Origin of the sequence: Flavobacterium sp. C4GT6 (genome assembly GCF_036347315.1) — a bacterium.
In the GTDB taxonomy this organism is placed as follows: domain Bacteria; phylum Bacteroidota; class Bacteroidia; order Flavobacteriales; family Flavobacteriaceae; genus Flavobacterium.
In genome coordinates this window covers 204,316-227,074 of sequence record NZ_JAZGZU010000004.1, presented here as the reverse complement: position 1 = coordinate 227,074, position 22,759 = coordinate 204,316, and the positions used below count along the sequence as shown (strand labels likewise).

Below are 22,759 nucleotides of genomic sequence, written 5' to 3'. Positions count from 1 at the left end.
TCCGCTTTTTTCGTTACATTTGGGATATGAAGCTAGAATCGCAATTAGAGAAAATATCATCATTTGGGCATCTGGAGCTTTTAGCTAATCAGATTGTGGAAGGATTTATTTCCGGTATGCATAAGAGTCCGTTTCACGGGTTCTCGTCAGAGTTTGCCGAACATAAAGTATATAACCCCGGGGAAAGTACCCGACATATAGACTGGAAGCTGTTTGCAAAAACCGACAGGCTTTATACTAAGCGCTATGAGGAGGAAACTAATTTAAGGTGTCATATCATACTGGACAACTCTTCTTCTATGCATTACCCGGCTTTAAAGGACGTACAGCCGTTTTATGAAAATAAGATAGGTTTTTCGGTATTGGCTTCGGCAGTACTTATGGATTTACTGAAAAGGCAGCGTGATGCGGTAGGATTAAGTGTGTATTCTGATTCATACGAGTTTTATGCGCCCGAGAAAGGTAGTGGAAGGCATCACAGGATGCTTTTAAATAAACTTGAGGATGTGTTGCAAAAACCGGGAGAAGCCAAAAACACCGATACAATTACCTATTTGCACCAAATAGCACAGAAGATGCACAGGAGGTCTATGATTATATTGTTTACCGATATGTTCCAGGCCGAGGATAACGAAGCATTGTTTAATGCGCTAAGGCATTTAAAGCACAACAAGCATAAGGTGGTGCTTTTCCATGTAACGGATAAGAAAACAGAGTTCAGTTTTGATTTTGACAATGCTCCACGCAAATTTGTAGACCTTGAAACAGGTGAACAGGTAAATTTATTTGCCGAAAATATAAAAGAAGAGTATGAAAAAAGGGTGGCCGACTATTTTAGGAAGATAGAGGAGACCTGCATGCAGTACCGAATTAAGTATGTTCCGGTTTCGGTGGACGAAAAATTTGAAAAAATTTTACTTACATACTTGGTTGAAAAACAAAAGTTTGGCTAAAAATGGAAATATTTTTTTAAAAATTTCTTTCAAAAGGCTTGCAAATGTCAAAAAGCGCCGTATATTTGCACCCGTAATAATGAAACAAACAACGGCACTCACAGAGCGCCAGTTTTGTTAAAAACGCTGGTTTGGTAGTTCAGTTGGTTAGAATACATGCCTGTCACGCATGGGGTCGCGGGTTCGAGTCCCGTCCAGACCGCCAGTAAAGGAGAAGTAGCCTCGCAATTGCGGGGCTTTTTTCGCCTCAAAGCATTTAAGATTAGTTGTGTTGTTTGCCCTAACGGGCTGGTTTAGTAGTTAAACCGAATGAAAGGCTTTCCATTAAATTGGAGGGCTTTTTTGATTTTAATACATTTGGTTTTAAAAATAGGTTATATGGAAATTAAAACACACCAAACAGATAATCTTACCATAGCAGAAATAATTTCTCAGAACATTATCATCACTACAGTTGAAGATGGAACAGACCTGGTAGGGAATCTTTACTATCAGGGATTTGATAAGGCTATACTTTACGAGAGGAATATCACACCGGCATTTTTTGATTTAAAAACCCGTATGGCAGGGGAGATCCTTCAAAAATTTTCCAATTATAAAATCTGGCTGGCTATTGTGGGTGATTTTAGTAAGTATGAAAGTAAAAGCTTAAATGATTTTATTTTTGAAAGTAATAAGGGAAGCGCGGTTAATTTTGTTGCTACTATAGAAGAAGGATTAGGTTAATGATATGAAAATACCCATTTATAGGTATTGTTTTGTTAAAACCTAATTGTTAATTTTATAATGTAAAAGCTTATTAAATAGCTTTTTAGTTTTTTAATAAATCGTATTTACATAGAAACACATTTTATTAATAACTAAATCTATACATTATGAAAACAAAAAGATCGTTTTTTGCCGCTGCAACACTAATGGCAGCAGCTTTTTTATGCTTTGCATTTACAACAAATGAAAAAGTCAACATGGTTGATGAAGGTCCGTCGGGTACAGCTTATGCTGTAACATGGCAAAACAGTTCAGGCTACTGGTTTGCAGTAGGCCCTGTACAGGCACTTTGGGCAGGAGAGCAAACCGAAGAGAAAGCTCTTGATTATGTAGTTGGCTCTAAGGCTAAGAAGGCAAAAAAAATGAAGTATAAAGATAGCTGTGGTAAGTTTAAGGTGTATAACCTTGGGGTTGACTACGAATCGTATGATACCGATGCTTTAAAATATGCAAGAAAAAAAGGATACGATTGTAACTGGCCTTAGTTCATGTAATCCTTAAATTAAAAAGCCTTTCAGAAACTGAAAGGCTTTTTTTAATGAATGAGAAAAGGTAGTTGTCTTTTTTCATCATTAACATTACAATAGCTAAAAAAATCAGCTATCCTAAAACAAGTGGCAATACTTAAGTTTTTAAAGCTCTAATAGAATTTTAGAAAATTCGTCTTTGCTTTTTCCTAGTTTTGTTTCTACTCTTCTAAACATAATATCTTTTTTTCCTTCCTCAAAATGCAAATCGGCATCAGTAAGGCTTGGAAACTTTAGTTTAAGCTTTGCCTTTTCTTCTTTCCATTTGGTTTTTACTGCTTGAGAATTTTCGTTTTTATTTTCCATTATGGTAAAAATTAATGAAGCTTAATTGCTTCATAACAAAGGTGGCTTTTTTTTAATTCTGAATGTTACAGTACTTTTAGTTTGTTTTATATCATTCTCATGTTTTTGCAATTCGTATATTTTTACCAGTTCTGTTAGTTGAGATTTTAAAAAACTTAAATAGCTTTTATAGTCAGCAATACTATTGTCTTTTTTCTCATAAGAAAGGAAAAGAGGTGTTTCAGTCAGTTTATCATAAAGCTCAGGGAAAGTATTTTTTATGATTGATGTATAGTTGTTAATCTCATTTGTTATTTCGTTTATTGTTTTCATAATTAGGTAGCTTTTGAGGTTATAAAAAAAGCATCATGAATTTCATGATGCTTAAGTAGTGTTAGGTTAGCTTTAGCTTTTACATTATTTAATTAATGATCTCAATTTATATTTGTTTATATTATAGTGATTGCTTTTATAATGAGTAAAGTTAGATTACAAATTGTTTATTTGCTTATATCATTATGTATTTAGCTTACATAATTCACAGGTATTGTAATTCTTTTCTTTTTTTCTCTTTTATAGTTTTGAAAAAAGTAGGCGTTAACCCTGTGATTTTTTTGAATTGTGCCGAGAGGTGAGCAACACTGCTGTAGTTTAACAGATATGAAATTTGTGTAAGGCTAAGCTCATCATATATTAGCAGTTCCTTTACTCTCTCTATTTTATGGTTTATAATGTAATGCTCAATAGTGGTACCGGTTGCTTCCGAAAATATATTAGCCAGGTAAGTATAATCATAATTAAGCTTGCTGCTTATGTACTCTGACTTTTTTGTTTTAATAAGATTACTGTCTTTATAAACGAGTTCAATAATTATATTTTTAATTTTCTCTATTAAAATGGCTTTTTTATCGTCCATAAGTTCCAAGCCGACTTTTATAAGAGATACTTTCAAAGCTTTGCTTTGTTCTTTGGTAATAGGTTCTTTTATTTCAATTTCCCCAAGCTCTACACTACCATACTTAATTTCCAACCTGTCGAGTTCGGCTTTTACAATTATCTTACAGCGCAGGCTTACCATATATTTAATGAAAATTTTTAGTGACATAATGGTTTTGTTAAAAACAATTGGTAATCCCGGCGTGTGATTTGTGAGGCTCTTAGTTTAATTGCCCAGCAAAGAGATATTTATTTTTTTAAGCATAGCTTTAAAGTCAGATGTGACAATGGTTTTAAAAGTATTGCTTTTAATGTTTTTTATATAAGCGTCGCAATTGTAGTTCCATAAGTACATCTCATTTTCAAGAGTGTTTTTGTCGCTTAATGACATCGGAAGCTTTAATATTTCCCTATATATTTTATTTCGCATTTCGGTTAATGCGGCAGGCTCTGTCATCTTGAAAAAATCTGCAATCATTTTTTCTATTTGTTCTTTCTTTTCAGATTTTTTCATAGTGCTAATTATTTGATAAACAATTTACAACATAAAAGTATTGTAATTACAAAACCCTAACTTTTATTTAAGTATGCCTGCTTTCCAAATTTTTTTAATACATGATAATGTGATTTTAATGCATCAAAAAAAGTTGGGTTCTCTATATAAGGCAGGTTAAATTCCTGAGCGGTTTCTCTAATTATACCACCTATTTTTTTATAATGTATATGGCAAACTCTTGGGAATAAATGATGCTCTATTTGTTGGTTTAATCCACCTAAAAAAAACGCCGCTATGTTATTCCCTGTAGCAAAATTTGCAGTAGTTCTCATTTGGTGTTCAGCCCAATTATCTTCTATATTGCCTGCCTTATTGGGTTCAGGGAAACTCGTGCCCTCCACTACATGAGCTAACTGAAAAATCATTCCCATTGTTAGGCCTTTAGTAAGGTGTAGTGCTGTAAACCCTATAATAAACTGCCACCAGGTTATATTAAGCACAAGTAACGGAAGTATTATAAATAAAAAGTAATATAATGCTTTAAAGAAAAATAGATTGAAATATTCAATTTTAGGATGTGTTACTTTGAGTTGACCGATTTTTGACTGGAAAAATTTTTTATAATCTTTTCTGAAGATCCATGACAGCGAAGCTAAGCTATATAGTGGGAAAGCATATAAATGTTGGTAGCGCTGTATTTTGTTTACGGGCTCTTCATCAGTAATCCTGATTAATCCTGGGGCGACAACAAGGTCTTCATCATGACCGGGTATATTTGTAAACGTATGATGAACCGTGTTATGCATAATGCTCCATAGGTAAGGGTTAGCACCTACTAAGTTGAACAAAAAACTGAAGCCCTTATTTACTTTTTTATTAGAAGATAATGAGTCATGTATGGCATCGTGGCAAATATTAAAGCCTATAAATGCACTAAACATGCCAAGTAATACAGTTAATAAAAGTAATATCCAGCTGTTAAAAGAACTGGTTATTATTAAATTATAGAGGAGTAAAAAGATTCCAAGAAAAAAAATGACTTTAAACCACATATTGCTGTTCGCATTTGGAGAGATATCATGCTCTTTAAAATAGTTGTCTACTTTTAATCTAACGGTAGGAAAAAATGCAGATTTTGTCTGGGTTTTAAATTTTAATCGGGTCATACTATGAATAGCTGCAACTTTTATTCACTATTCAAATCGTAAAATTATGCAAGTGCGAAAGGGCGACTATATTATCAGGATACTGTAATTTTTTCGGAAGCCCCGCCTGTTGAAGTTATATGTTTCAATATAACGATAAAAAGTGGTTTTTATTTGTTAGTTATTGAGTTTTAACTGTATTTAATGTGATATTTAACTTTTTAAACAAGGTTTTGTAGTTAAACAGTAATTAAAAAGCCTTTAAGTTTCTGAAAGCCTTTTTTTATTATATTAGCACAATCAAAATTTACTGCAAAACACCTTACCATGTTTAAAAAAATCGTTTACGGCTTTCTTGTAATTCTTCTGGCACTTTCTGTTTATCTGTATATATCGGTTAGGCAACCTTATGGTATTTTAGCTTTAGGACTTGTTGTAGGAGGTTTACTTTCAATGGTTTTACTTAAAATAAAATGGTTAAGAGTTAGCTTAGTTGTGATTTTTTCTTCAGCAGGTCTGTTTGTGCTTTCAGCAGGTTATTATTTTATGCTTGAAACCAATTTTAAAAGGGAAAAGTTTAATGTTGAAACGGCTGTACACTTTGAAAAAAATGGTTTTGAAGATGCCCTTGCTAAATCTAAAAAGGAAAATAAATACATATTTGTTGATTTTTACACAGGATGGTGTACACCATGCCTGCATATGGTTCAGCATGTTTTTACCGATGACCAGGTGGGGGATGCCATGAATGAGACCTTTGTCAATCTAAAATATGATGCAGAGAAAGGAGATGGTGTTGAGTTGGCTAAACGTTATAATGTTCGTGGTTATCCTACATGTTTAGTGCTTGACAGTGAGGGGGATATTGTTGAAAAAGTAGGCGGAAACCTGGTGCCCCGCAAGGATGATTTAATAGCTGTTGCAAAAAAATATAAACGTCATTGATTGTTATATTACTGCGTAGTACTGTTTCTTTCCTGAAAATTTCCTTATTTTTGGCTGATACGCCAAAACGTTTATCCCTACAATGAAGAAAGCAGTTGTTGCATTATCACTTTTACTATTGGGTTCCTGCCAGTATTTTGATAAAAAGGTGCCCAGTGAGGAAGAATTGCTGCAAAAACGCCGTGCCGAAATCAATATGGATGAGGTTAGTTCTTATCCGTCAATTGGTGAGTGTGACAGTGTAATGGACAAGGAGCAGAAAAAAGAATGTTTTTTCTCTTCCATGACCCGTTTGGTACAGGAAAGACTGGATGCCGATACCCTTTTGCTCCTATATCCTGAAATTGATACCATACAGCTTAAAGTAACTATATTCCCCGATGCTACCCTGGCTTTTGAAACCGAGTTTCCTAAAGATAGTGTGGGCTATGACCGAACTAAAATTGACAGCCTTTTGCGTAGCAGGCTTAGCGATTTTCCTGCTGTAGAACCGGCATCAAAAGAAGGGATTCCTGTAAAGAGTCAGTTTATTTTACCGGTTATTATTAACGTGGAGTAGTATTGGTTTTGAATCTGAATACAAAATAACTTCCTATACTTACAGGAATCACTATGTTAAGCAGCCATTGTAATGTGGCAGCAAATACCACAACCCACTCATTAATTCCCATTTTACCGAAAAACAATACGGCAACACTACCGCGAACGGCAAAATCAAACAGCTGGAATGTGGGTAGTGACGATCCTAAAAAATATACGGCAGTAATAGCAGCAATCATTTCCGGGTAGGGCTCGTGTATGCCAAACAGCAGGAATAAAAAATAATGCTGATGTATAAGGCAAAAATACCTCCCGAAGGCAAGCAGTATGTTTTTTCGGTGTATTTGTTTTGGTAATGCATTTACCTTATTTATTATTTTTTGAACCGAATATCCTTTTATGGTAAAGTTACGGGCTGTAAACAGTAATACGATTACAATAAAAACTATTGCTAATAAAATTAGCAAATAGCCTGCGGGTAAAATGCTGTAATAGGCATTAAACACGGCGAGCCCTATTAGCCCGGCAAATACTGCTATTATCAGTTGGATACCGTTGCAAACAAGGTTAAGGAAAACAATATTCTTTGCCTCTGTTTTTTCGAAGTACAATGCTTTGGCAGCATATTCGCCTATTCCGTTTGGGGTAAACAGGGCTGCAGTCATAGCAGCCAGTACCTGTGCTGCCGACTCCCTTAATTTTATTTCCCTGAATGAAGAAACCAAGTTTTGCCATTTTATAATTTCCAAAAAACGGTTTAGGAATGTTAGCGCTATAATAACAGCAGCTATAACGAAAGAAGTGCTTCCGTTAAAAAGGTTTTTCAACTTTATCCAGTCGGGGCTGTTGTCTCCTGCAAGCCTGCTGTAAATAAAATAAAATGCGCCGCTAACTATTAAAAGTTTAACAACCACAGTTAGGAAATGCTTAGCTTTGCGGGACAGTGTAATCATAACTGCAAAATAAACAAATTAAATTGGCAAACGAGCGCATCATATTAGGTATTGACCCCGGTACTACCATAATGGGATTTGGTCTTATTAAGGTGGTGAATAAGAAAATGGAATTTATTCAGCTAAACGAACTTCAGTTGAGTAAATATGATGACCACTATGTAAAGCTTCGCCATATATTTGAAAGAACTATCGAGCTGATTGATACCCATCATCCTGATGAGATTGCTATCGAGGCTCCCTTTTTTGGTAAAAATGTACAGTCTATGCTCAAACTGGGCAGGGCACAGGGGGTAGCTATGGCAGCCGGACTTTCCAGACAAATACCCATAACCGAATATGAGCCTAAAAAAATTAAAATGGCGATAACCGGTAACGGTAATGCCAGTAAGGAACAGGTGGCAAAAATGCTGCAACAGTTACTGGGACTTAAGGAAATACCTAAAAACCTTGACAGTACCGACGGACTTGCAGCTGCTGTATGTCATTTTTTTAACTCAGGTAAAACCGTTGTTGGTAAAAGTTATTCGGGATGGGATGCTTTTGTTAAGCAAAATACCAACAGGATAAAATAACAGCGATGGCAGGTATTTATATTCATATTCCTTTTTGCAGGCAGGCATGTCACTACTGTGATTTCCACTTTTCCACTTCCATGAAGAAAAAGCAGGAAATGGTAACGGCACTTGCTAAGGAAATTAGCATAAGGAAAAATGAATTTACAGGTCAAACGGTCGAAACTATTTATTTTGGGGGCGGTACACCATCGGTATTAACCAATCAGGAAATAGAGTTTCTTATCAATACGGTTCTTAAAAACTATACGGTATCAAATAATCCTGAAATTACCCTTGAGGCCAATCCGGACGACCTCTCAATTAGCCGCATAACCGAATTAGCAAATTCCCGAATAAACAGATTAAGCATTGGAATACAGTCGTTTTTTGAAGACGATCTTAAAATGATGAACCGTGCACATAATGCACAACAGGCTAATGAATGCCTTACCGAAGCGGTTAAGTATTTTGATAACATTTCTATCGATCTTATTTATGGTGTTCCGGGAATGACAAATGAGCGTTGGCTGCAAAATGTAGATAAGGCACTGTCTTTTGGAGTACCCCATATATCAAGTTATGCCCTTACAGTAGAGCCCAAAACGGCACTACATAATTTTGTACAAAAAGGGATCATTGCCCAACCGAGTGATGAGGTTGCCCATGAACATTTTATGTTGCTTACCGAAAAACTTCAGGAAAATGGCTTTGTACATTATGAACTTTCTAATTTTGGAAAGGAAGGCTATTTTTCCCGAAATAATACGGCCTACTGGCTTGGTAAAAAATATTTAGGCATAGGACCTTCTGCACATAGTTATGACGGAATTTCACGCAGCTGGAACATTGCTAATAACGCCTTGTATCTAAAAGCTCTTGAAAATAATGAGTTGCCTGCCGAAAAGGAAAAGCTAACCATAGCCGACAGGTATAACGAATATGTAATGACAGGTTTACGTACCATTTGGGGTGTATCAGTAACAAGGGTTGAGCAGGAATTTGGCTTATTGTACAAAAAACATCTTCTAAATGAGGCTGCTAATTTTATTGGCAACGATTTGCTTTCGTTGGAGGATAATGTTTTAAAAACTACTTCAAAAGGAAAGTTTCTTGCCGATGGTTTAGCCAGTGACCTGTTTTTTATAAATTTGGAATAGCATAAACAAACAAAACATGAAAGCTACCATACAGCATAACAATACTACTTACCAAGTTGATTTTTCAAACCCTATAGATATTTCCATCCCTTTAACTAATACCGATGCTAATCCTATTGCATGGTACATAGATAAACCGATAATAGAGCCCGTAAAAATGGGTGACTGGGTAGGGAAGGTGAGCGAGGGTTCGTCTACAAACTTTAATAATATATTCTTTAATCCGCATGGTCACGGTACGCATACCGAATGCCTGGGACATATAACTAAAGAATTTTACAGCATAAACCAGTCGTTAAAGCAATTTTTCTTTTTAGCCGAAGTAATTTCGATTACTCCTGAGGTGGATGGGGAAGATCTTGTTATTACCCGCGGTCAGGTTGAAAAAGCACTGGAGGGTAAATCACCGGGAGCAATTATTATCCGTACCCTGCCTAATGAAGCGATTAAAAAATCTAAAAACTACAGCAATACCAATCCGCCTTATCTGGAAGAGGCAGCAGCGGCTTATATACGTGAGTGTGGTATAAAGCATCTTTTAATCGATTTGCCTAGTGTAGATAAAGAGAAGGACGAAGGGAAGCTGGTTGCTCATAAAGCTTTTTGGAATGTTAAAGATGTAAACAACCTGAATGCCGACGCCAGGCATGATGCCACCATTACCGAAATGATTTATGTAAACGATACGGTGGCCGATGGGAGTTATTTACTAAATTTACAAATAGCATCTTTTGAGAACGATGCCAGTCCAAGTAAACCTGTATTGTACAAACTGTAATGAAAACACTTATAAAACTGGAGGAAGCCGCCCTGTTTTTGTTGGGGATTTATTTTTTTAGCCAACTGGATTATGCATGGTGGTGGTTTTTGGTGTTACTCCTGGTGCCTGATTTTTCAATGATAGGTTATGTGTTTGGCAATAAAGCCGGGGCATGGGCTTATAATTTTTTCCATCACAGGGGTGTGGCAATACTGTTGTATTTAGCCGGAGTGTATTACTCTAATCAGCTCTTACAGCTAATTGGTGTAATATGGTTTGCACATTCCAGTATGGACAGGATGTTTGGGTACGGACTCAAATATGAAAACGGGTTTAAATTTACCCATTTGGGAGAGATAGGGAAAAACTAAGTAACTACTAATTATGAATATCCAGTCTTACTATGATTACTGCCTTTCCAAGAAAGGCGTTACCGAACACTTTCCGTTTGATGAGGAAACACTTGTGTTTAAAGTGGGCGGAAAAATGTTTGCGCTTTCTTCACTAAAAGGATGGGAAGCCAATACACCTTCAATAAATTTAAAATGTGATCCCGATAGAGCGCAGGAATTTCGTGCCGAATATGAGGGTATAAAACCCGGTTATCACATGAGTAAGGTGCATTGGAATACGGTTACGGTAAACAGTGATGTCCCTCAAAAGCTTTTACTGGAACTTATAGATCATTCGTACGAACTGGTATTTAAAAGCCTTACCAAAAAACTACAGGCAGAAATAAGTGGTAGTTAAGGCAATAAGTAAGCATGATAAGATGTTATACTTTGTTTGACCTTACTTAGATTATGGAAACCACTACTAATATTGAACAGCTTATACCTCACCGATACCCTTTTTTATTTGTAGACGAAATTGTTTCGGCAAAAGACAATCAAATTGTAGGTACGGTAGTTTTTGATTCTGAAAATTTACTTTTAAAATGGACTTTTCCCGGCAAAGGTGTAGTGCCAAACACTATACTTTTAGAGTCTATGGCGCAATGCGGAGGCGCTGGTGTGCGGTTACTGGGAGTTAATAAAGGAATTTTTGCCCTGGTCCATATTGAGCAGTCGGCTTTTTTTGATGTAGTGAAATACAACGATGAGGTTAGGCATGAAGTCACCAATATACGGATGAGCGAAAAAATAATCAAACAAACAGGCAAGGCATATGTAGGGGACGCCCTTATTATGGAAGCTACCTGGATGTCTATCAGGATAGATTAACAAAAAAGAACCCATTGGGTTCTTTTTTGTTACATAACGTTTTTTTGTTTTTCACTAAAACTGTCGGCCTGCATTTGGAGCAGTTCTATAGCCTTTTTCTTCTTGTAGTCATACAGTTGTTTATCCTGCCTTATTTCGGCATATACATCATCATAAATTTCGGCATCGGTAGTTCGCATCAGTTCGCGCTGATGTTTGTTTTGTGCTAAATTCGTTTTTAAGGCTGTTTCACTGTCTTCCAGTTTAAAATCGTATTCACCCTTAGGAGAAAGTAATTTCGCGATTATAGGGGTTGTTTCTATGGCTAAAAACAGTAGCATTATAAACAGGGACGGAAGCAACGGCAGTTTATTAAGTGCGTTGATGCGTGCCATGAGTCCGTCAAACTTATCAATTATGGGTTGGGTTTCGGTAATTTTTTTATCCAAATTGCTTCTAAGGGTAATCGCCTCAGCTTCTTTTGTTGCTATTTTTGCTTCATTCCTTTTTCGTAGTGTGTCCAGTTGTGCCAGGGCAGTGTCGTGCTTATCCCTTTTTTCTTTATAAACAGGTCCTTTGCCCAGTTTCATAGTGCCGCTGGTACCTTCGGCTTCTGTAATGTAAGTGGAATAAAGGTCATTTACTTCCTTCTCCTTTTGTACAATTTCCGACTTAAGACTATCAATAGATGCTTTGTTCCTGTCTAGGTCAGACTGGTAATAATCGGCGACCTGTTTTTTATTGGCCATTGCCAGTTCGTTTTTCTCTTTAAGCAGTACGGTGTCTATTTCCTTTTGGAATATTTTTATTTCCAGCGGTTTTGAAATAACCACAGCAATGATAAGTGCTAAAATAATACGCGGTGTTGCCTGTAGTAGTTCCTGACCAAAGCGCTCCCTCTTTCTGATTGTGGAGACGATAAACCTGTCTAGGTTAAAAATAAGCAGTCCCCATATCAAACCGAAGAATACAGAGGTGTAAATATTGTCGAAAACCGTATACAGGGCATAGCTTGCGGCAATAAATGCCATAACAGCCGTAAAGAAAACGGTGGCTCCTATACCGGCATATTTATTCTGTTCGCCGTCAGAGCAGGAATAGATTAGTTTTTTATCTGCCCCAGAGCAGATAATGAAAAAACGTTTTAACATGATGATTTGATTTTTGATTGATGATGTAACAAAGGTAATGCGTTTTTTACTGTAAATGTTATAATGTGTTGATATGTTTTAGGTTATAAATAAAAAATCCGCCTTTATAGGGCGGATTTTGGTAATATAGTAAGATGGTGTGGTTATTTGGTTTTACGGTAAGTAAACACTCTATTGACTGTAATAGGTTTTCCGTCTTTTTGTTGAGGAATCCATTTGGGAGATGCTTCAAAAACTTTTTTTATGTCATCATTAAGTTTTTCATCATTATCGCCATATAGTTTTACATGAGTAACCGAACCATCGGTGTTTATAGTATAGCCTATAAATGCTTCGTTATCTTTTATAATACTATCCAAATCAAGGTTTTTACTGATATAAGCGTCAAATGCCTCGTTTCCTCCGGGGAATGCAGCATCTCTGGTGTGTGCTGTTTTTGCATTGTCTTCTTCAAAATTATAGGTAGCAGCACTTATCGTTGTTTCCTGTCTCATATCTATAACCTCTTTGTCACTTTTGCCTATTTCACTCCCTGATTTTATAATTTTAAAACTATCGGGAACAGGTTTTTTACTTATGGTTATTTGGCAGGTTTCTTCAGGATAATGATCATTTAAGTGTTTTATGTGTTTGTTATAGTAAGGATAGGTGTAGTAATATAACATAAATGTCATTGACATTTCTTCACCTGCTTTTGTTTCTCCAAACATTTTGAATCCTGTTGAGGCAAATTCTTCACGTTTATGCTTAAGGAATTCTTCCCTGCTTATTTTAATATTATCAATGTAAAAATAACTGTCTTTCTGTTCTAATGAGAATTTGTAATCTTCTTCGCTAACGCCATCTGGGTTATCTTTTTTCTTTGGAACTGTAGCGAGGTATAGTTGTTTCTGTTTTAAAGTAAGTTTCTCATAAGGCGAATTTATAAATACATTTCTAACACTATCCTGAATTATTATTCTTACTCCTTTAAAATATTCATCTCTTCTGCTGTTAGGACTAACAGAATCGGTTGCTGTAAGTGTTTTGTTTTGTTGTGTACCGGCATAAGCTACATTTTCTGTGCTTAAAAAATATACTATTCCGGCAACGGTTAATACCGAAGCCACTTTAAGTGCCAGTGTTTTGATTTTGGGTGTGGTTTTGGTCATCATAACAAATCGTTTTTTAGTTATGGGAAAGTTAAGGTTACTTGCCAGTATTGCAATTGGAGCCCTTTGCTGACTCCTGTTTAGCAATAATTGCTGGTAAGAAATAATATCGTTTTTATAAATTACATTCTCATCGGCCAGAAACTCGTGATTAAGCTGTATGGCTTTTTTATAAAAGTAAAGCAGCGGGTTAAACCATAATATTGTTTTTAGCAATTCGATAAACAGTATGTCTAGTGTGTGTCGCTGCTTTACATGAGTGAGTTCATGACTGTAAAGTTCGGGCTCTATAGCCTGGTTTTCATACTCCTCTTTGTTTACATAAACAGTGTTTAAAAAAGTATGAGGAAGTATATTGTTATCAATAAGTACTAGTGTTACACCTTTATAAGGAATATTTTGATTCCTTTTTTTAAGCCTGTAAAACCTGGTAATGTTTATTGCAAACCTTATAATTAGTAACAATGTCACTATGCTGTATATACTCCAAATAATGTATGGTATGTAGTTTGTTTTTGGTTGTAATACTACATCAGGTCCTAAACTATATGGTATTTGCGGACTCATAACAATATTGGATACCGTTACAGGGTTCTCAATAGGGATAGTAGGTATGCTAACATATACCGGTATGGTTATAAATGGCAGGCACAACGAAAATAGAAGGCTAAACAATAAGTAAAACCTATTGAAACGGTGCATTTTTTCTTTTTCAAGGAAAAGTTTGTACAACAGGAAAAGTACCGTCATACTTATTGCCAATTTTATAAGAAATTCACTCATGGTTTAGCCTTTTTATTTTAGTCGCCTATGTTTAATGTAATAGGTAGGGTATAGCTACTTCTTACCGTTTTACCATCCATTTCTCCGGGTATCCATTTTTCAGGTACTGATTTAAGTACTCTTACCGCTTCCTCTCCGGCACCATAGCCAGGATCACGTAATACTTTAATGTTAGTCATTGATCCGTCTTTTTCAATAACGAAAGAGATGTAAATTTTCAGCACTTTATTTTCTTTTACATCTGGGATTGTAAAGTTTTTATTGATGTAATTATAGAACTCAGGCATGCCTCCCGGATATTCAGGTTGTTTTGTAAGTCCAGATGGATTAAGTACTTCATCAGCTTCTGGAGCACTTACTTCAGGTTTTACGGTGCCTTCTTCAATTACGGTTGGAATTTCCTTTACAGAATTTGTTTCAGGTTCTGGTTTTGTTTCATTATCTGCGCAGGATATTAAAAACAGTCCTGCCATTACCGGAACAACAAGCAGTTGTTTGCTTATTGCTAAAAATCGTGGTGTGGTTTTAGTCATCATAACAAATCGTTTTTTAGTTATAGAAAAATTAATGTTGCTGGCCAGTGCAACAGTATGGCTTCCGGATGCCATTTTGAGTAATAGGTTTTGATAACCTGTAGTGTTTTTATTGTTGTTTATTACAGCATCATCGGCTAAAAATTCATGATTAAGCTGTATACTTTTTTTGTAGAAATATAAAACAGGATTAAACCAAAACAGGGTTTTAAACATCTCTATAAGCAGGATGTCCATAGTATGCATTTGATTCACGTGCGCTAACTCGTGTGTATAGAGATCTTTTTCAATAGCATTTTTATTATGGTCATCCTTACTTATAAAGATGTACTCAAGGAAGGTGTGTGGTAAGGTGTTGTATGGTAATAATACTAATGTTGCTGTTTTATATTTTATTTTTTTATTACTCTTTATTTTAGAAACAAAGGATAGTATGTTTTTTATGAATCTTATGACAAGTAATAAAGTAATGGATGTGTAAATTAAGATAAGCCAAAACTGTATGTCAAAACCTGCACTTTCTCGGGTTATGATAATCTCATCTAATGCTATTTGTGGTAATTCATTAATGTTTTTACTGTAATTAGCAATTGAAGGAATACTTATAAATGGCACGCAAATAGAAAATACAAGGCTTGTTAACAGATATATTCGGTTAAACAGATGCATTTTTTCTTTTTCTAAAAACAGCTTGTAAACCATAAGGAGTACAGCCATACTTATTGCCGATTTTATAAGAAATTCAGTCATAACTTAATTTTTAGGAGTGTCTGTTGTTAATTTTAGTAGGGTAAGAGCCATGTAAAATTGGTTGCTGATAGTGCATTTTTTAATGCCATTGTTTATTACAATTATAATAGTGTTATTTCTTCTTAGCTATTTCTTTGTCTATAATAGCTTTTAGTTCCTCCAGCTCCTTAGTACTCATGTTTGTTTCCTTTGTGAAAAAAGAGGCAAACTGAGAAGCAGAATTATTAAAAAAGTTTTTGATTATGCCGTTAACCTGTTTTGAAAAATAGTCGGTTTTTTTAACCATAGGGAAGTACTCTCTCGATTTTCCATACTCTTTATATCCTACAAAGCCTTTATCGGTCATTCGTTTTAAAAGCGTGGCAAGAGTAGTGGGTGCGGGTTTTGGATCAGGGAACTCATCCATCAAATCTTTCATGAAAGCTTTTTCCTGTTTCCATAAAAGTTCCATTACCTGTTCTTCTGTTTTTGTAAGCTGCATGTTCTACAATTTTAGAATTGTTTCTACAAATGTAGAATAAAAAATAATATGTGCAACTTTTTTCAATAAAAAATCCACCCGGTTAGGGGTGGATTAGTGAGTTTAGTTAGTAATTAAGATAAAAAGGTATGGTTATTTATATAGAGAACTAAATAATTAAAAAGGTTGGGAGGGGTATAAAAAAAATCCGTTACTAGTAACGGATTTTTCTTCTAAATAAATTAAAAAAGGTATAAGAAATGGAAGGTGTGTAGGTTGTTTATTGGTTATTTAATGGAAATGCTAAATGGCAAAGAGTAATTTGTTTTTACTGCTTTACCGTCTATTTCTCCCGGTGTCCATTTTTCATCAATGGAATTAAATATTTTTAAGACTTCAGTACTTATACCATAACCTGGGTCTTCTGTTGTTTTTATGTCTGATAATGTTCCATCCTCATTAATAACAAAAGAAATCATTACTTTGTATTTTCCCGGCGGGATTTTTTCATGAATAATAAACTTGCGGTTTATTAGGTTGTAAAAAGCCTGAATGCCGCCCGGAAAATCTGGACTTTTACTAAGCTCACTTTCATTAAAAATGGTTTCTTCCTGAGATTTCTCCTGTATTTGAACTGGTTTTGTTTCTTCTACAGGAGCTGTCTCAGTTTTTTCCGTCGCTGTTTTCACAGGTACGGTTGTCAATATTGGTTGGTTGGTTGGTTGTTCTTTTTTACTTTTAGTTTTCCCTGCTTTAGGTTGCTGTGCTACATTAGTTTGTTTTTCCTGTTTAACAACAACCAGATCAGTTTTCTTCTCCTCTGTTTTAGGGGCTGATGCCTGCTTAGGTTCTGGTTCTTCAATGAACAACTTAGGTTCAATAACAGGTTCAGGTACTATATAGTCTTCTTTGGTGTTTTGAATATTGTCTGTTTGCTTTACAACAGGAGCAGGAGTATTTGTTTCAGTAACTTTTATGTCTTCAGTTTTATTAAGACTGATAATGGCATATGCTATTCCTGCCGATAAAACTCCGCCTATTAATAAAGACTTCAATACAAAACCTTTTTTCAAAGCTGCTTTTGTTGCTGTATTTGCAGGTGGCGTATTGCTAAGCTGTCCTTCAATTTTAGCCCACAACTGATCCCCCGGCTGCTCATCAAATATGTCAGTTCGGTCTTTAAAATACTTAAACAATTCGTTATCTTTCATTGTTTATTGTTTTAGGATTTGTGAACTAAAAAAGGTTTTCTTTAATTTTTCTTTGGCATAACTAAGCTGTGATTTAGACGTGCCTTCGCTAATGCCCATTTTCTCGGCTATTTCGGCATGTTTATAGCCTTCAATAGCATATAGGTTAAATACTATTCGCGCTCCTTCCGGAAGACATTTCAGCATTTTTTCGATATCATTATCCAAAAGGTTGCTTTCATTGTCTGTTACTGCGATAGCAATATCATCAGTACTTATTTCATTTTTAAAATTCGTTTTCTTTCTTAACTCCATAAGGCAGCAGTTAACGGCTATGCGTAAAATCCAGCCTTCAAAACTGCCTTGGTTATTATATTGTTCAATTTTCTGAAAAACCGTGAGGAAGGTGTTCATTAGCATCTCCTCGGCGCGCTCGTGGTCTTTCATATAACGCTTGCATATACCCATTACTTTTGTGCCATAGGTATTGTAGACACGGTTTTGGGCAAGCCTGTCTTGTTTTTTGCAGCCTTGTATAAGTTGCTGTTCGGTCATTTATGGTTGTAGCTATTGCCGGTTATTTCGGATGGTTATTCTCTTTTTTGCGGATCTAGAAAGCTTTTTTCTTGTGTATTCCTGCTCTAAATTTACAAAATTAATTAAGTTGTTTAGTTATTGTCTAAACAACGGTGCTTCTGTACAGTGATTGTTTTTCCGATATTATAACGAGCAATGCCACAAAAAAAGTATACTTCATTCGGTGTGGCCTTGATTCTTTCTTTTAAAGATGCTGTTAGAATAAAAAGGGTTGTAATGGTATAAAAAAAATCCACCTACTGGTGGATTTTTTTTATTTGTAGGATGATTTATTACTTGCTCATCTCTGTAAAGTGCTTATAAAACAACGGAATAGTTTCAATACCTTTAAGGTAGTTAAATACTCCGAAATGTTCGTTTGGCGAGTGGATAGCATCACTGTCAAGGCCAAAGCCCATCATTATGGTTTTGCTTTTCAGTTCTTTTTCAAAAAGGGCAACAATTGGAATACTACCGCCCGAACGAACAGGGATAGGTTTAACTCCAAAACTTTCTTCATAAGCTGCCGCCGCTGCCTGATACCCTATGCTGTCTATAGGTGTAACGTAAGCCTGACCTCCGTGATGAGGTGTAACTTTTACTTTTACTCCTTTTGGAGCAATGTTTTCAAAGTGCTTAGTGAAAAGTTCAGTGATTTCTTTCCAGTCCTGATCAGGTACTAAACGCATAGAGATTTTTGCATAGGCTTTGCTTGCAATAACCGTTTTAGCACCTTCGCCTGTATAACCACCCCAAATACCGTTTACATCAAGTGTAGGGCGAATGGAGTTTCTTTCGTTTGTTGTGTAAGTTGCTTCACCATACACATCATCAATATCAAGAGCTCTTTTGTACGCTTCAAGAGAGAAAGGCGCTTTTGCCATTTCATCCCTTTCTTCGCGTGAAAGTTCTTCAACTTTATCATAAAAGCCCGGGATAGTAATGTGGTTGTTTTCGTCGTGAAGCTGGGCAATCATTTTTGCCAGTATGTTGATTGGGTTAGCCACAGCACCACCATATAAACCTGAATGCAGGTCGCGGTTAGGGCCTGTAACTTCTACCTCTACATAGCTAAGTCCTCTTAGTCCTGTTGTGATAGATGGCTGAGTGTTAGATATCATTCCGGTATCCGAAATTAATATCACATCATTTTTAAGTTTTTCCTGATTGCGTTCCACAAACCAGCTAAGGCTTGGTGACCCTACTTCTTCTTCACCTTCTATCATGAACTTAACGTTGCATGGCAGGTTTCCGTTTTGAGTCATGTACTCTAACGCTTTTACGTGCATGTACATCTGACCTTTATCATCACATGCCCCACGTGCAAATATTGCGCCTTCAGGGTGTAGTTCTGTTTCTTTGATAACCGGCTCAAAAGGAGGGGAAGTCCAAAGCTCTACAGGATCTGGTGGCTGAACATCATAATGTCCGTATACTAATACTGTAGGAAGGTTTGGGTCTATAAATTTTTCACCATATACGATAGGGTATCCCGGAGTTTCGCAAAGCTCTACTTTATCGCAGCCTGCTTTTTCCAAGCTTTCCTTAACTGCCTCGGCAGTGTTTATCACGTCTTGAGAATAGGCGCTATCGGCACTTACCGAAGGTATTTTTAATAGCTCAACAAGTTCGTTGATAAATCGGTCTTTATGCTGTCCGACATAGCTTTTTATGTTATCCATCTTATAATTAATGATATAGAATTGACGCCCAAAAATACAAAAAAATAAAATGAAAAAAATTTTCGTTTTTTCTTTGTTTGTTTGAAAGTAGTTGTATATTTGCAGCCGTAATAATGAAACACACTATTAGTTTTATTATCGGCCTGCGGGTGTGGTGAAATTGGTAGACACGCCAGACTTAGGATCTGGTGCCTCACGGTGTGTAGGTTCGAGTCCTATCACCCGCACAAAAAGCTCTTGATTTTCAGGAGCTTTTTTTATTTCCATCCTTTTTATCTGATTATTTTATTTGTTTTTATTCGCGCTTATTTTGTGTGACTTGCATTTTAGAGTTAAATAAAGTGAAAATTTATTTAAATAAGAGGTCAAAAATTACTTTGAAGTTTAAAAACTATGCGTATATTTGCAGCCGTAATAATGAAACACACTATTAGTTTTATTATCGGCCTGCGGGTGTGGTGAAATTGGTAGACACGCCAGACTTAGGATCTGGTGCCTCACGGTGTGTAGGTTCGAGTCCTATCACCCGCACAAAGCCTCTGAGAAATCAGAGGCTTTTTTTATTTCAAATAATCTCATTTTCAGGTGTTTATTTATCGGATAATCAAAAAAGTCCGTAAATTAGTTAGTGTATTTACCTTGTTTTTAATCACTAACTTAACCTTTTGCCTATGTCAATCATTAAAAAACCAACCAGGGCAGTAATATTAGGAGGGCTTTTTTTGGTAATTCCCTTAGTGCTTATCCTTATAATTATTAATCATGCCATTCAGATTTTAATTCCGTTAGGTCAAAAAATCTCCGATGGATTAAATATTCATTCCGTTTTTGGTGCTGCCACTTTAACTGTTATATGTGTATTGCTCATTATCTTTTTGTGTTATGTAGCCGGGATGCTAATCCAAATAGGGCTTGTGAGGCAATGGGGTAAAAAAATGGAACAGCAGCTTTTTTTGGTAGTACCCAGTTTACAGGTGCTTAAATACAGGCTTATTGATGAAAACCGTGCCGGGGTAGAAGGGGCGTGGAAAGCCATATTGTTAAAGGATGGTGATTTTTACCTGCTGGCTTTTATTACTGATAAAGGGGATGATAAATTTATGAGTGTATTTATACCCGATGCTCCAAATATGGGAGGAGGGGAAATACGCTTTGTAGAAAAGGCAACTTGTGAATACGAGCCTATTTCCATGCATGTAGCTATGAGTGCGCTAAATAGCTTTGGTGCTAATGGTAGGCCGTGGAAACATATAAAAAAGCCATAAGATTATCTCTTATGGCTTTTAAAAACCAACTCTATATACTAAAATTATGTTTATGTTTATTGTGCAAAGAATAGGGAAGCGATATCGCTTGCCTGTTGTCCGGTAAGGATTTCGTCAAACGATTCCGGTCCGGCTGCTGCAGGGATATCAGGTCCGTTTGTAGCCATTACCGATGCGGTATTGAAACCAGCCTGCATTGCATTTTCCTCTCCGTCATAAACGGCCTGTGCTGCTTCCGGTAATCCGCCACGGTCACTACCTACAATCCATCCTTTTTGTCCTCTCAGTCTTCTTATCTGTGAAGCATGGCGTGCCTCAACCGAGTGTATTTGTAATCCTGCGGTAAGTAAATCCCCGTTAGACATCAGGTTGCCTGCCTGACCTTTATAAGCACGAACTCCTGTATCTTCAAAAGCCTGTGCTAAAGCCATGAATGTTGGATAATCTCCAAAAGTGTCAAAAGCACCACCTACGGTAAAATCAAAATCGGGTTTTTCCGGAGCCATATCTCCTAATGCACTCGAAAGGAACTGTACGTGTGCTGCTTCGTGTTGTGATATTTGTGCTATTATTGCCTGATCGGCAGCCGGAATAAGTCCGTTAGTGTCAAGTGCCATCTGGTAAAATTCGTCTTCAAGGTATTCAAGTATCAGTGCCAATTGCAGGGCAGTGGTAGGAGTATCCTGAGTAGTCATAAATGCGGTAGCTGCTGCATTAGCTTTTGTAGGAGCCAGTACAAGCGATGCAATACCCAAAGGCAGGGAAGCTAAAGCTGCATTTTTTCCTAATGTTTTAAACTGGTTAAAACTATCTCTTCTGGAGCTTTTACTGTTTAGTAAATTATCATCAGTAAACGACTCTATAAATTTTAAAATATTCATAATGCTGAAGTTTAAATGTTAGTTGATTATGGTAAGAACTGTGCTGTGAAAGGTGTTTGTACCACACCCAGCGAACCTACCGCTGCTAAAATCTCTGAAGGCATTTGTGCAAGGTCTAGCCCATTTGCATCAATCACATCGTCTCCTGCAAAATCTGCTGATCCAGGGTTTAGTAAGCTCCTGATAGCCGATGCGTGTCTTGCTTCTACCGATACAATTTTACCTGCTATTACAAGATAATCAGGTGTTGTAATGTAACGTCCGGCACCGTTGTAAGCTGCTACACCAGTGTCTTCAAGTGTTTTTGCTGTATTCAGCACCTGTAATCTGTTACCGAAATCAAGTCCGCCATAATCAAAATCTAAATCCGGTAATACGCGGTCAGGGTCATTCAGCGCGCCTGCCAGTGCTGCCCTGAAAAACTCGCGGTGTACTACTTCATGTCTGTATAAGTCAGTAAGAACCGATTGTTCTTCACTACTGAAAACAGAACCGAAATTGTTTCCGTTTACTACTCGTGTATAAAAATCAGCCTCAAGCTGTTCTAAAGCATAAGCATAAGTAAGAATACCGGCATCTCCGCCACCAAGGTCAAATACTCCGTTTCTTACGCCGGGAAGCTGGTTATCTACCGGTGGATCTGTCATCATACCACCATCATCATCGTTACTGCATCCTGCTATAACAAGACCGGTTCCCGCAATGGCAAGCCCGCTGATTCTAAGGAAGCTTCGCCTGTTGGTCAGGTTTGATTTTACTTCCTCAACTTTTACTTTTTTCATAATTAAAAATTTTGAGGTTAATAATAATTGCTTTTTTACCGATGTAGGTTTAGTGTACGGTTGATGCTTTTACTTACGCCTTATTTTCAATGTTGGTTTTTGGTATATTCTCATTTTTGTATTTTTTTAACATTTGTTTGTTTTTTAATGATGCATTTATAGGTGTTATTTTGAATATTTTTTAATTGTTAACTCTTTTGTTTCAAAGGGTTAGCGGTATGTGAGTTAAGGATGTTTTAAAAGGAGGGTGATTTTACTTTTTTAATAAAAAGGATGAAAAATAATAGATTTTTAGTGTTCTAAATCCTTTTTATTAGTGTGATAACCGTTA

The 22,759-nt window shown here is 36.3% G+C and carries 27 protein-coding genes and 3 tRNA genes; 15 read left to right on the top strand and 15 right to left on the bottom strand.

Annotated features, from left to right (window positions below; genetic code table 11):
• Window positions 1-26: 26 nt before the first annotated feature.
• The 4 genes from V3Z67_RS07255 to V3Z67_RS07240 all read left to right on the top strand — a co-directional run bounded on the left by V3Z67_RS07255 (window position 27) and on the right by V3Z67_RS07240 (window position 2,206).
• Window positions 27-953 (top strand): DUF58 domain-containing protein, encoded by a 927-nt coding sequence (locus V3Z67_RS07255; RefSeq protein WP_330442672.1) that lies wholly within the window; start codon window positions 27-29, stop codon window positions 951-953.
• A 128-nt stretch (window positions 954-1,081) separates the two neighbouring features.
• Window positions 1,082-1,158, top strand: a tRNA-Asp gene (locus V3Z67_RS07250).
• Window positions 1,159-1,331: 173 nt separating this feature from the next.
• Window positions 1,332-1,679 (top strand): DUF4180 domain-containing protein, encoded by a 348-nt coding sequence (locus V3Z67_RS07245; protein ID WP_330442671.1) that lies wholly within the window; start codon window positions 1,332-1,334, stop codon window positions 1,677-1,679.
• 149 nt (window positions 1,680-1,828) lie between these two features.
• On the top strand, window positions 1,829-2,206 hold the full coding sequence (locus tag V3Z67_RS07240) for a hypothetical protein (protein WP_330442670.1): 378 nt from the start codon (window positions 1,829-1,831) through the stop codon (window positions 2,204-2,206).
• Between the two features lie 147 nt (window positions 2,207-2,353).
• On the opposite strand, the gene V3Z67_RS07235 is transcribed toward V3Z67_RS07240, so the two are convergent.
• The 5 genes from V3Z67_RS07235 to V3Z67_RS07215 all read right to left on the bottom strand — a co-directional run bounded on the left by V3Z67_RS07235 (window position 2,354) and on the right by V3Z67_RS07215 (window position 5,131).
• Window positions 2,354-2,554: a hypothetical protein gene (locus V3Z67_RS07235; protein WP_035134408.1), complete on the bottom strand. Its 201-nt coding sequence runs from the start codon at window positions 2,552-2,554 to the stop codon at window positions 2,354-2,356.
• Between the two features lie 30 nt (window positions 2,555-2,584).
• Window positions 2,585-2,866: a hypothetical protein gene (locus V3Z67_RS07230; RefSeq protein WP_330442669.1), complete on the bottom strand. Its 282-nt coding sequence runs from the start codon at window positions 2,864-2,866 to the stop codon at window positions 2,585-2,587.
• 205 nt (window positions 2,867-3,071) lie between these two features.
• Entirely contained in the window at window positions 3,072-3,638 is a 567-nt protein-coding gene (locus V3Z67_RS07225) for a helix-turn-helix domain-containing protein (protein WP_330442668.1), read from the bottom strand.
• Window positions 3,639-3,695: 57 nt separating this feature from the next.
• A complete protein-coding gene (locus tag V3Z67_RS07220; RefSeq protein ID WP_330442667.1) occupies window positions 3,696-3,983 on the bottom strand; it encodes a hypothetical protein in 288 nt (95 codons plus the stop codon).
• A 56-nt stretch (window positions 3,984-4,039) separates the two neighbouring features.
• On the bottom strand, window positions 4,040-5,131 hold the full coding sequence (locus V3Z67_RS07215; RefSeq protein WP_330442666.1) for a fatty acid desaturase family protein: 1,092 nt from the start codon (window positions 5,129-5,131) through the stop codon (window positions 4,040-4,042).
• A gap of 306 nt (window positions 5,132-5,437) precedes the next feature.
• Between V3Z67_RS07215 and V3Z67_RS07210 the strand changes: the two genes are divergently transcribed.
• Both V3Z67_RS07210 and V3Z67_RS07205 read left to right on the top strand, forming a co-directional pair.
• Entirely contained in the window at window positions 5,438-6,055 is a 618-nt protein-coding gene (locus V3Z67_RS07210) for a thioredoxin family protein (protein ID WP_330442665.1), read from the top strand.
• A gap of 82 nt (window positions 6,056-6,137) precedes the next feature.
• A complete protein-coding gene (locus V3Z67_RS07205) occupies window positions 6,138-6,614 on the top strand; it encodes a hypothetical protein (RefSeq protein ID WP_035134396.1) in 477 nt (158 codons plus the stop codon).
• Here V3Z67_RS07205 and V3Z67_RS07200 read toward each other — a convergent pair.
• Window positions 6,601-7,548: a hypothetical protein gene (locus V3Z67_RS07200; RefSeq protein ID WP_330442664.1), complete on the bottom strand. Its 948-nt coding sequence runs from the start codon at window positions 7,546-7,548 to the stop codon at window positions 6,601-6,603. The genes V3Z67_RS07205 and V3Z67_RS07200 overlap by 14 nt on opposite strands.
• Before the next feature lie 23 nt (window positions 7,549-7,571).
• Here V3Z67_RS07200 and ruvC point away from each other — a divergent pair, with 23 nt between their 5' ends.
• Genes ruvC through V3Z67_RS07170 form a run of 6 tightly spaced genes read left to right on the top strand, consistent with a single transcriptional unit; the run spans window position 7,572 to window position 11,245 of the window.
• A complete protein-coding gene (ruvC, locus tag V3Z67_RS07195; RefSeq protein ID WP_330442663.1) occupies window positions 7,572-8,123 on the top strand; it encodes a crossover junction endodeoxyribonuclease RuvC in 552 nt (183 codons plus the stop codon).
• 5 nt (window positions 8,124-8,128) lie between these two features.
• Window positions 8,129-9,262: a radical SAM family heme chaperone HemW gene (hemW, locus tag V3Z67_RS07190; protein WP_330442662.1), complete on the top strand. Its 1,134-nt coding sequence runs from the start codon at window positions 8,129-8,131 to the stop codon at window positions 9,260-9,262.
• A gap of 16 nt (window positions 9,263-9,278) precedes the next feature.
• On the top strand, window positions 9,279-10,040 hold the full coding sequence (locus tag V3Z67_RS07185) for a cyclase family protein (RefSeq protein WP_330442661.1): 762 nt from the start codon (window positions 9,279-9,281) through the stop codon (window positions 10,038-10,040).
• Window positions 10,040-10,393: a DUF4260 domain-containing protein gene (locus V3Z67_RS07180; protein WP_330442660.1), complete on the top strand. Its 354-nt coding sequence runs from the start codon at window positions 10,040-10,042 to the stop codon at window positions 10,391-10,393. Before V3Z67_RS07185 ends, V3Z67_RS07180 begins: the two co-directional genes overlap by 1 nt.
• 13 nt (window positions 10,394-10,406) lie before the next feature.
• The gene (locus V3Z67_RS07175; protein WP_330442659.1) at window positions 10,407-10,772 is read left to right on the top strand and encodes an MmcQ/YjbR family DNA-binding protein; all 366 of its coding nucleotides are present in this window, start codon (window positions 10,407-10,409) and stop codon (window positions 10,770-10,772) included.
• Between the two features lie 53 nt (window positions 10,773-10,825).
• Window positions 10,826-11,245, top strand: coding sequence for a 3-hydroxyacyl-ACP dehydratase FabZ family protein (locus V3Z67_RS07170; RefSeq protein ID WP_330442658.1), 420 nt, complete (start codon window positions 10,826-10,828; stop codon window positions 11,243-11,245).
• Between the two features lie 29 nt (window positions 11,246-11,274).
• Here V3Z67_RS07170 and V3Z67_RS07165 read toward each other — a convergent pair whose 3' ends face one another.
• The 7 genes from V3Z67_RS07165 to V3Z67_RS07135 form a co-directional block, all read right to left on the bottom strand.
• On the bottom strand, window positions 11,275-12,375 hold the full coding sequence (locus V3Z67_RS07165) for a DUF4407 domain-containing protein (RefSeq protein ID WP_330442657.1): 1,101 nt from the start codon (window positions 12,373-12,375) through the stop codon (window positions 11,275-11,277).
• Window positions 12,376-12,518: 143 nt separating this feature from the next.
• Complete coding sequence (locus tag V3Z67_RS07160) at window positions 12,519-14,309, bottom strand: M56 family metallopeptidase (RefSeq protein WP_330442656.1); 1,791 nt, start codon at window positions 14,307-14,309, stop codon at window positions 12,519-12,521.
• 17 nt (window positions 14,310-14,326) lie between these two features.
• Window positions 14,327-15,592: a M56 family metallopeptidase gene (locus V3Z67_RS07155; protein WP_330442655.1), complete on the bottom strand. Its 1,266-nt coding sequence runs from the start codon at window positions 15,590-15,592 to the stop codon at window positions 14,327-14,329.
• 112 nt (window positions 15,593-15,704) lie between these two features.
• The gene (locus V3Z67_RS07150; protein ID WP_330442654.1) at window positions 15,705-16,073 is read right to left on the bottom strand and encodes a BlaI/MecI/CopY family transcriptional regulator; all 369 of its coding nucleotides are present in this window, start codon (window positions 16,071-16,073) and stop codon (window positions 15,705-15,707) included.
• Between the two features lie 266 nt (window positions 16,074-16,339).
• Window positions 16,340-17,263, bottom strand: coding sequence for an energy transducer TonB (locus V3Z67_RS07145; protein ID WP_330442653.1), 924 nt, complete (start codon window positions 17,261-17,263; stop codon window positions 16,340-16,342).
• A 3-nt stretch (window positions 17,264-17,266) separates the two neighbouring features.
• On the bottom strand, window positions 17,267-17,797 hold the full coding sequence (locus V3Z67_RS07140) for an RNA polymerase sigma factor (protein ID WP_330442652.1): 531 nt from the start codon (window positions 17,795-17,797) through the stop codon (window positions 17,267-17,269).
• 314 nt (window positions 17,798-18,111) lie between these two features.
• The gene (locus tag V3Z67_RS07135; protein WP_330442651.1) at window positions 18,112-19,500 is read right to left on the bottom strand and encodes a dipeptidase; all 1,389 of its coding nucleotides are present in this window, start codon (window positions 19,498-19,500) and stop codon (window positions 18,112-18,114) included.
• A gap of 145 nt (window positions 19,501-19,645) precedes the next feature.
• Between V3Z67_RS07135 and V3Z67_RS07130 the strand changes: the two genes are divergently transcribed.
• The 3 genes from V3Z67_RS07130 to V3Z67_RS07120 all read left to right on the top strand — a co-directional run bounded on the left by V3Z67_RS07130 (window position 19,646) and on the right by V3Z67_RS07120 (window position 20,765).
• Window positions 19,646-19,727: transfer RNA gene (locus tag V3Z67_RS07130), tRNA-Leu, on the top strand.
• Between the two features lie 222 nt (window positions 19,728-19,949).
• Window positions 19,950-20,031, top strand: a tRNA-Leu gene (locus tag V3Z67_RS07125).
• A gap of 140 nt (window positions 20,032-20,171) precedes the next feature.
• A complete protein-coding gene (locus V3Z67_RS07120; protein ID WP_330442650.1) occupies window positions 20,172-20,765 on the top strand; it encodes a hypothetical protein in 594 nt (197 codons plus the stop codon).
• A gap of 56 nt (window positions 20,766-20,821) precedes the next feature.
• Here the strand turns inward: V3Z67_RS07120 and V3Z67_RS07115 are convergent, their stop codons facing one another.
• Window positions 20,822-21,646: a ferritin-like domain-containing protein gene (locus tag V3Z67_RS07115; protein ID WP_157481714.1), complete on the bottom strand. Its 825-nt coding sequence runs from the start codon at window positions 21,644-21,646 to the stop codon at window positions 20,822-20,824.
• 26 nt (window positions 21,647-21,672) lie between these two features.
• Complete coding sequence (locus V3Z67_RS07110; RefSeq protein WP_330442649.1) at window positions 21,673-22,428, bottom strand: ferritin-like domain-containing protein; 756 nt, start codon at window positions 22,426-22,428, stop codon at window positions 21,673-21,675.
• Between the last annotated feature and the right edge of the window lie 331 nt (window positions 22,429-22,759).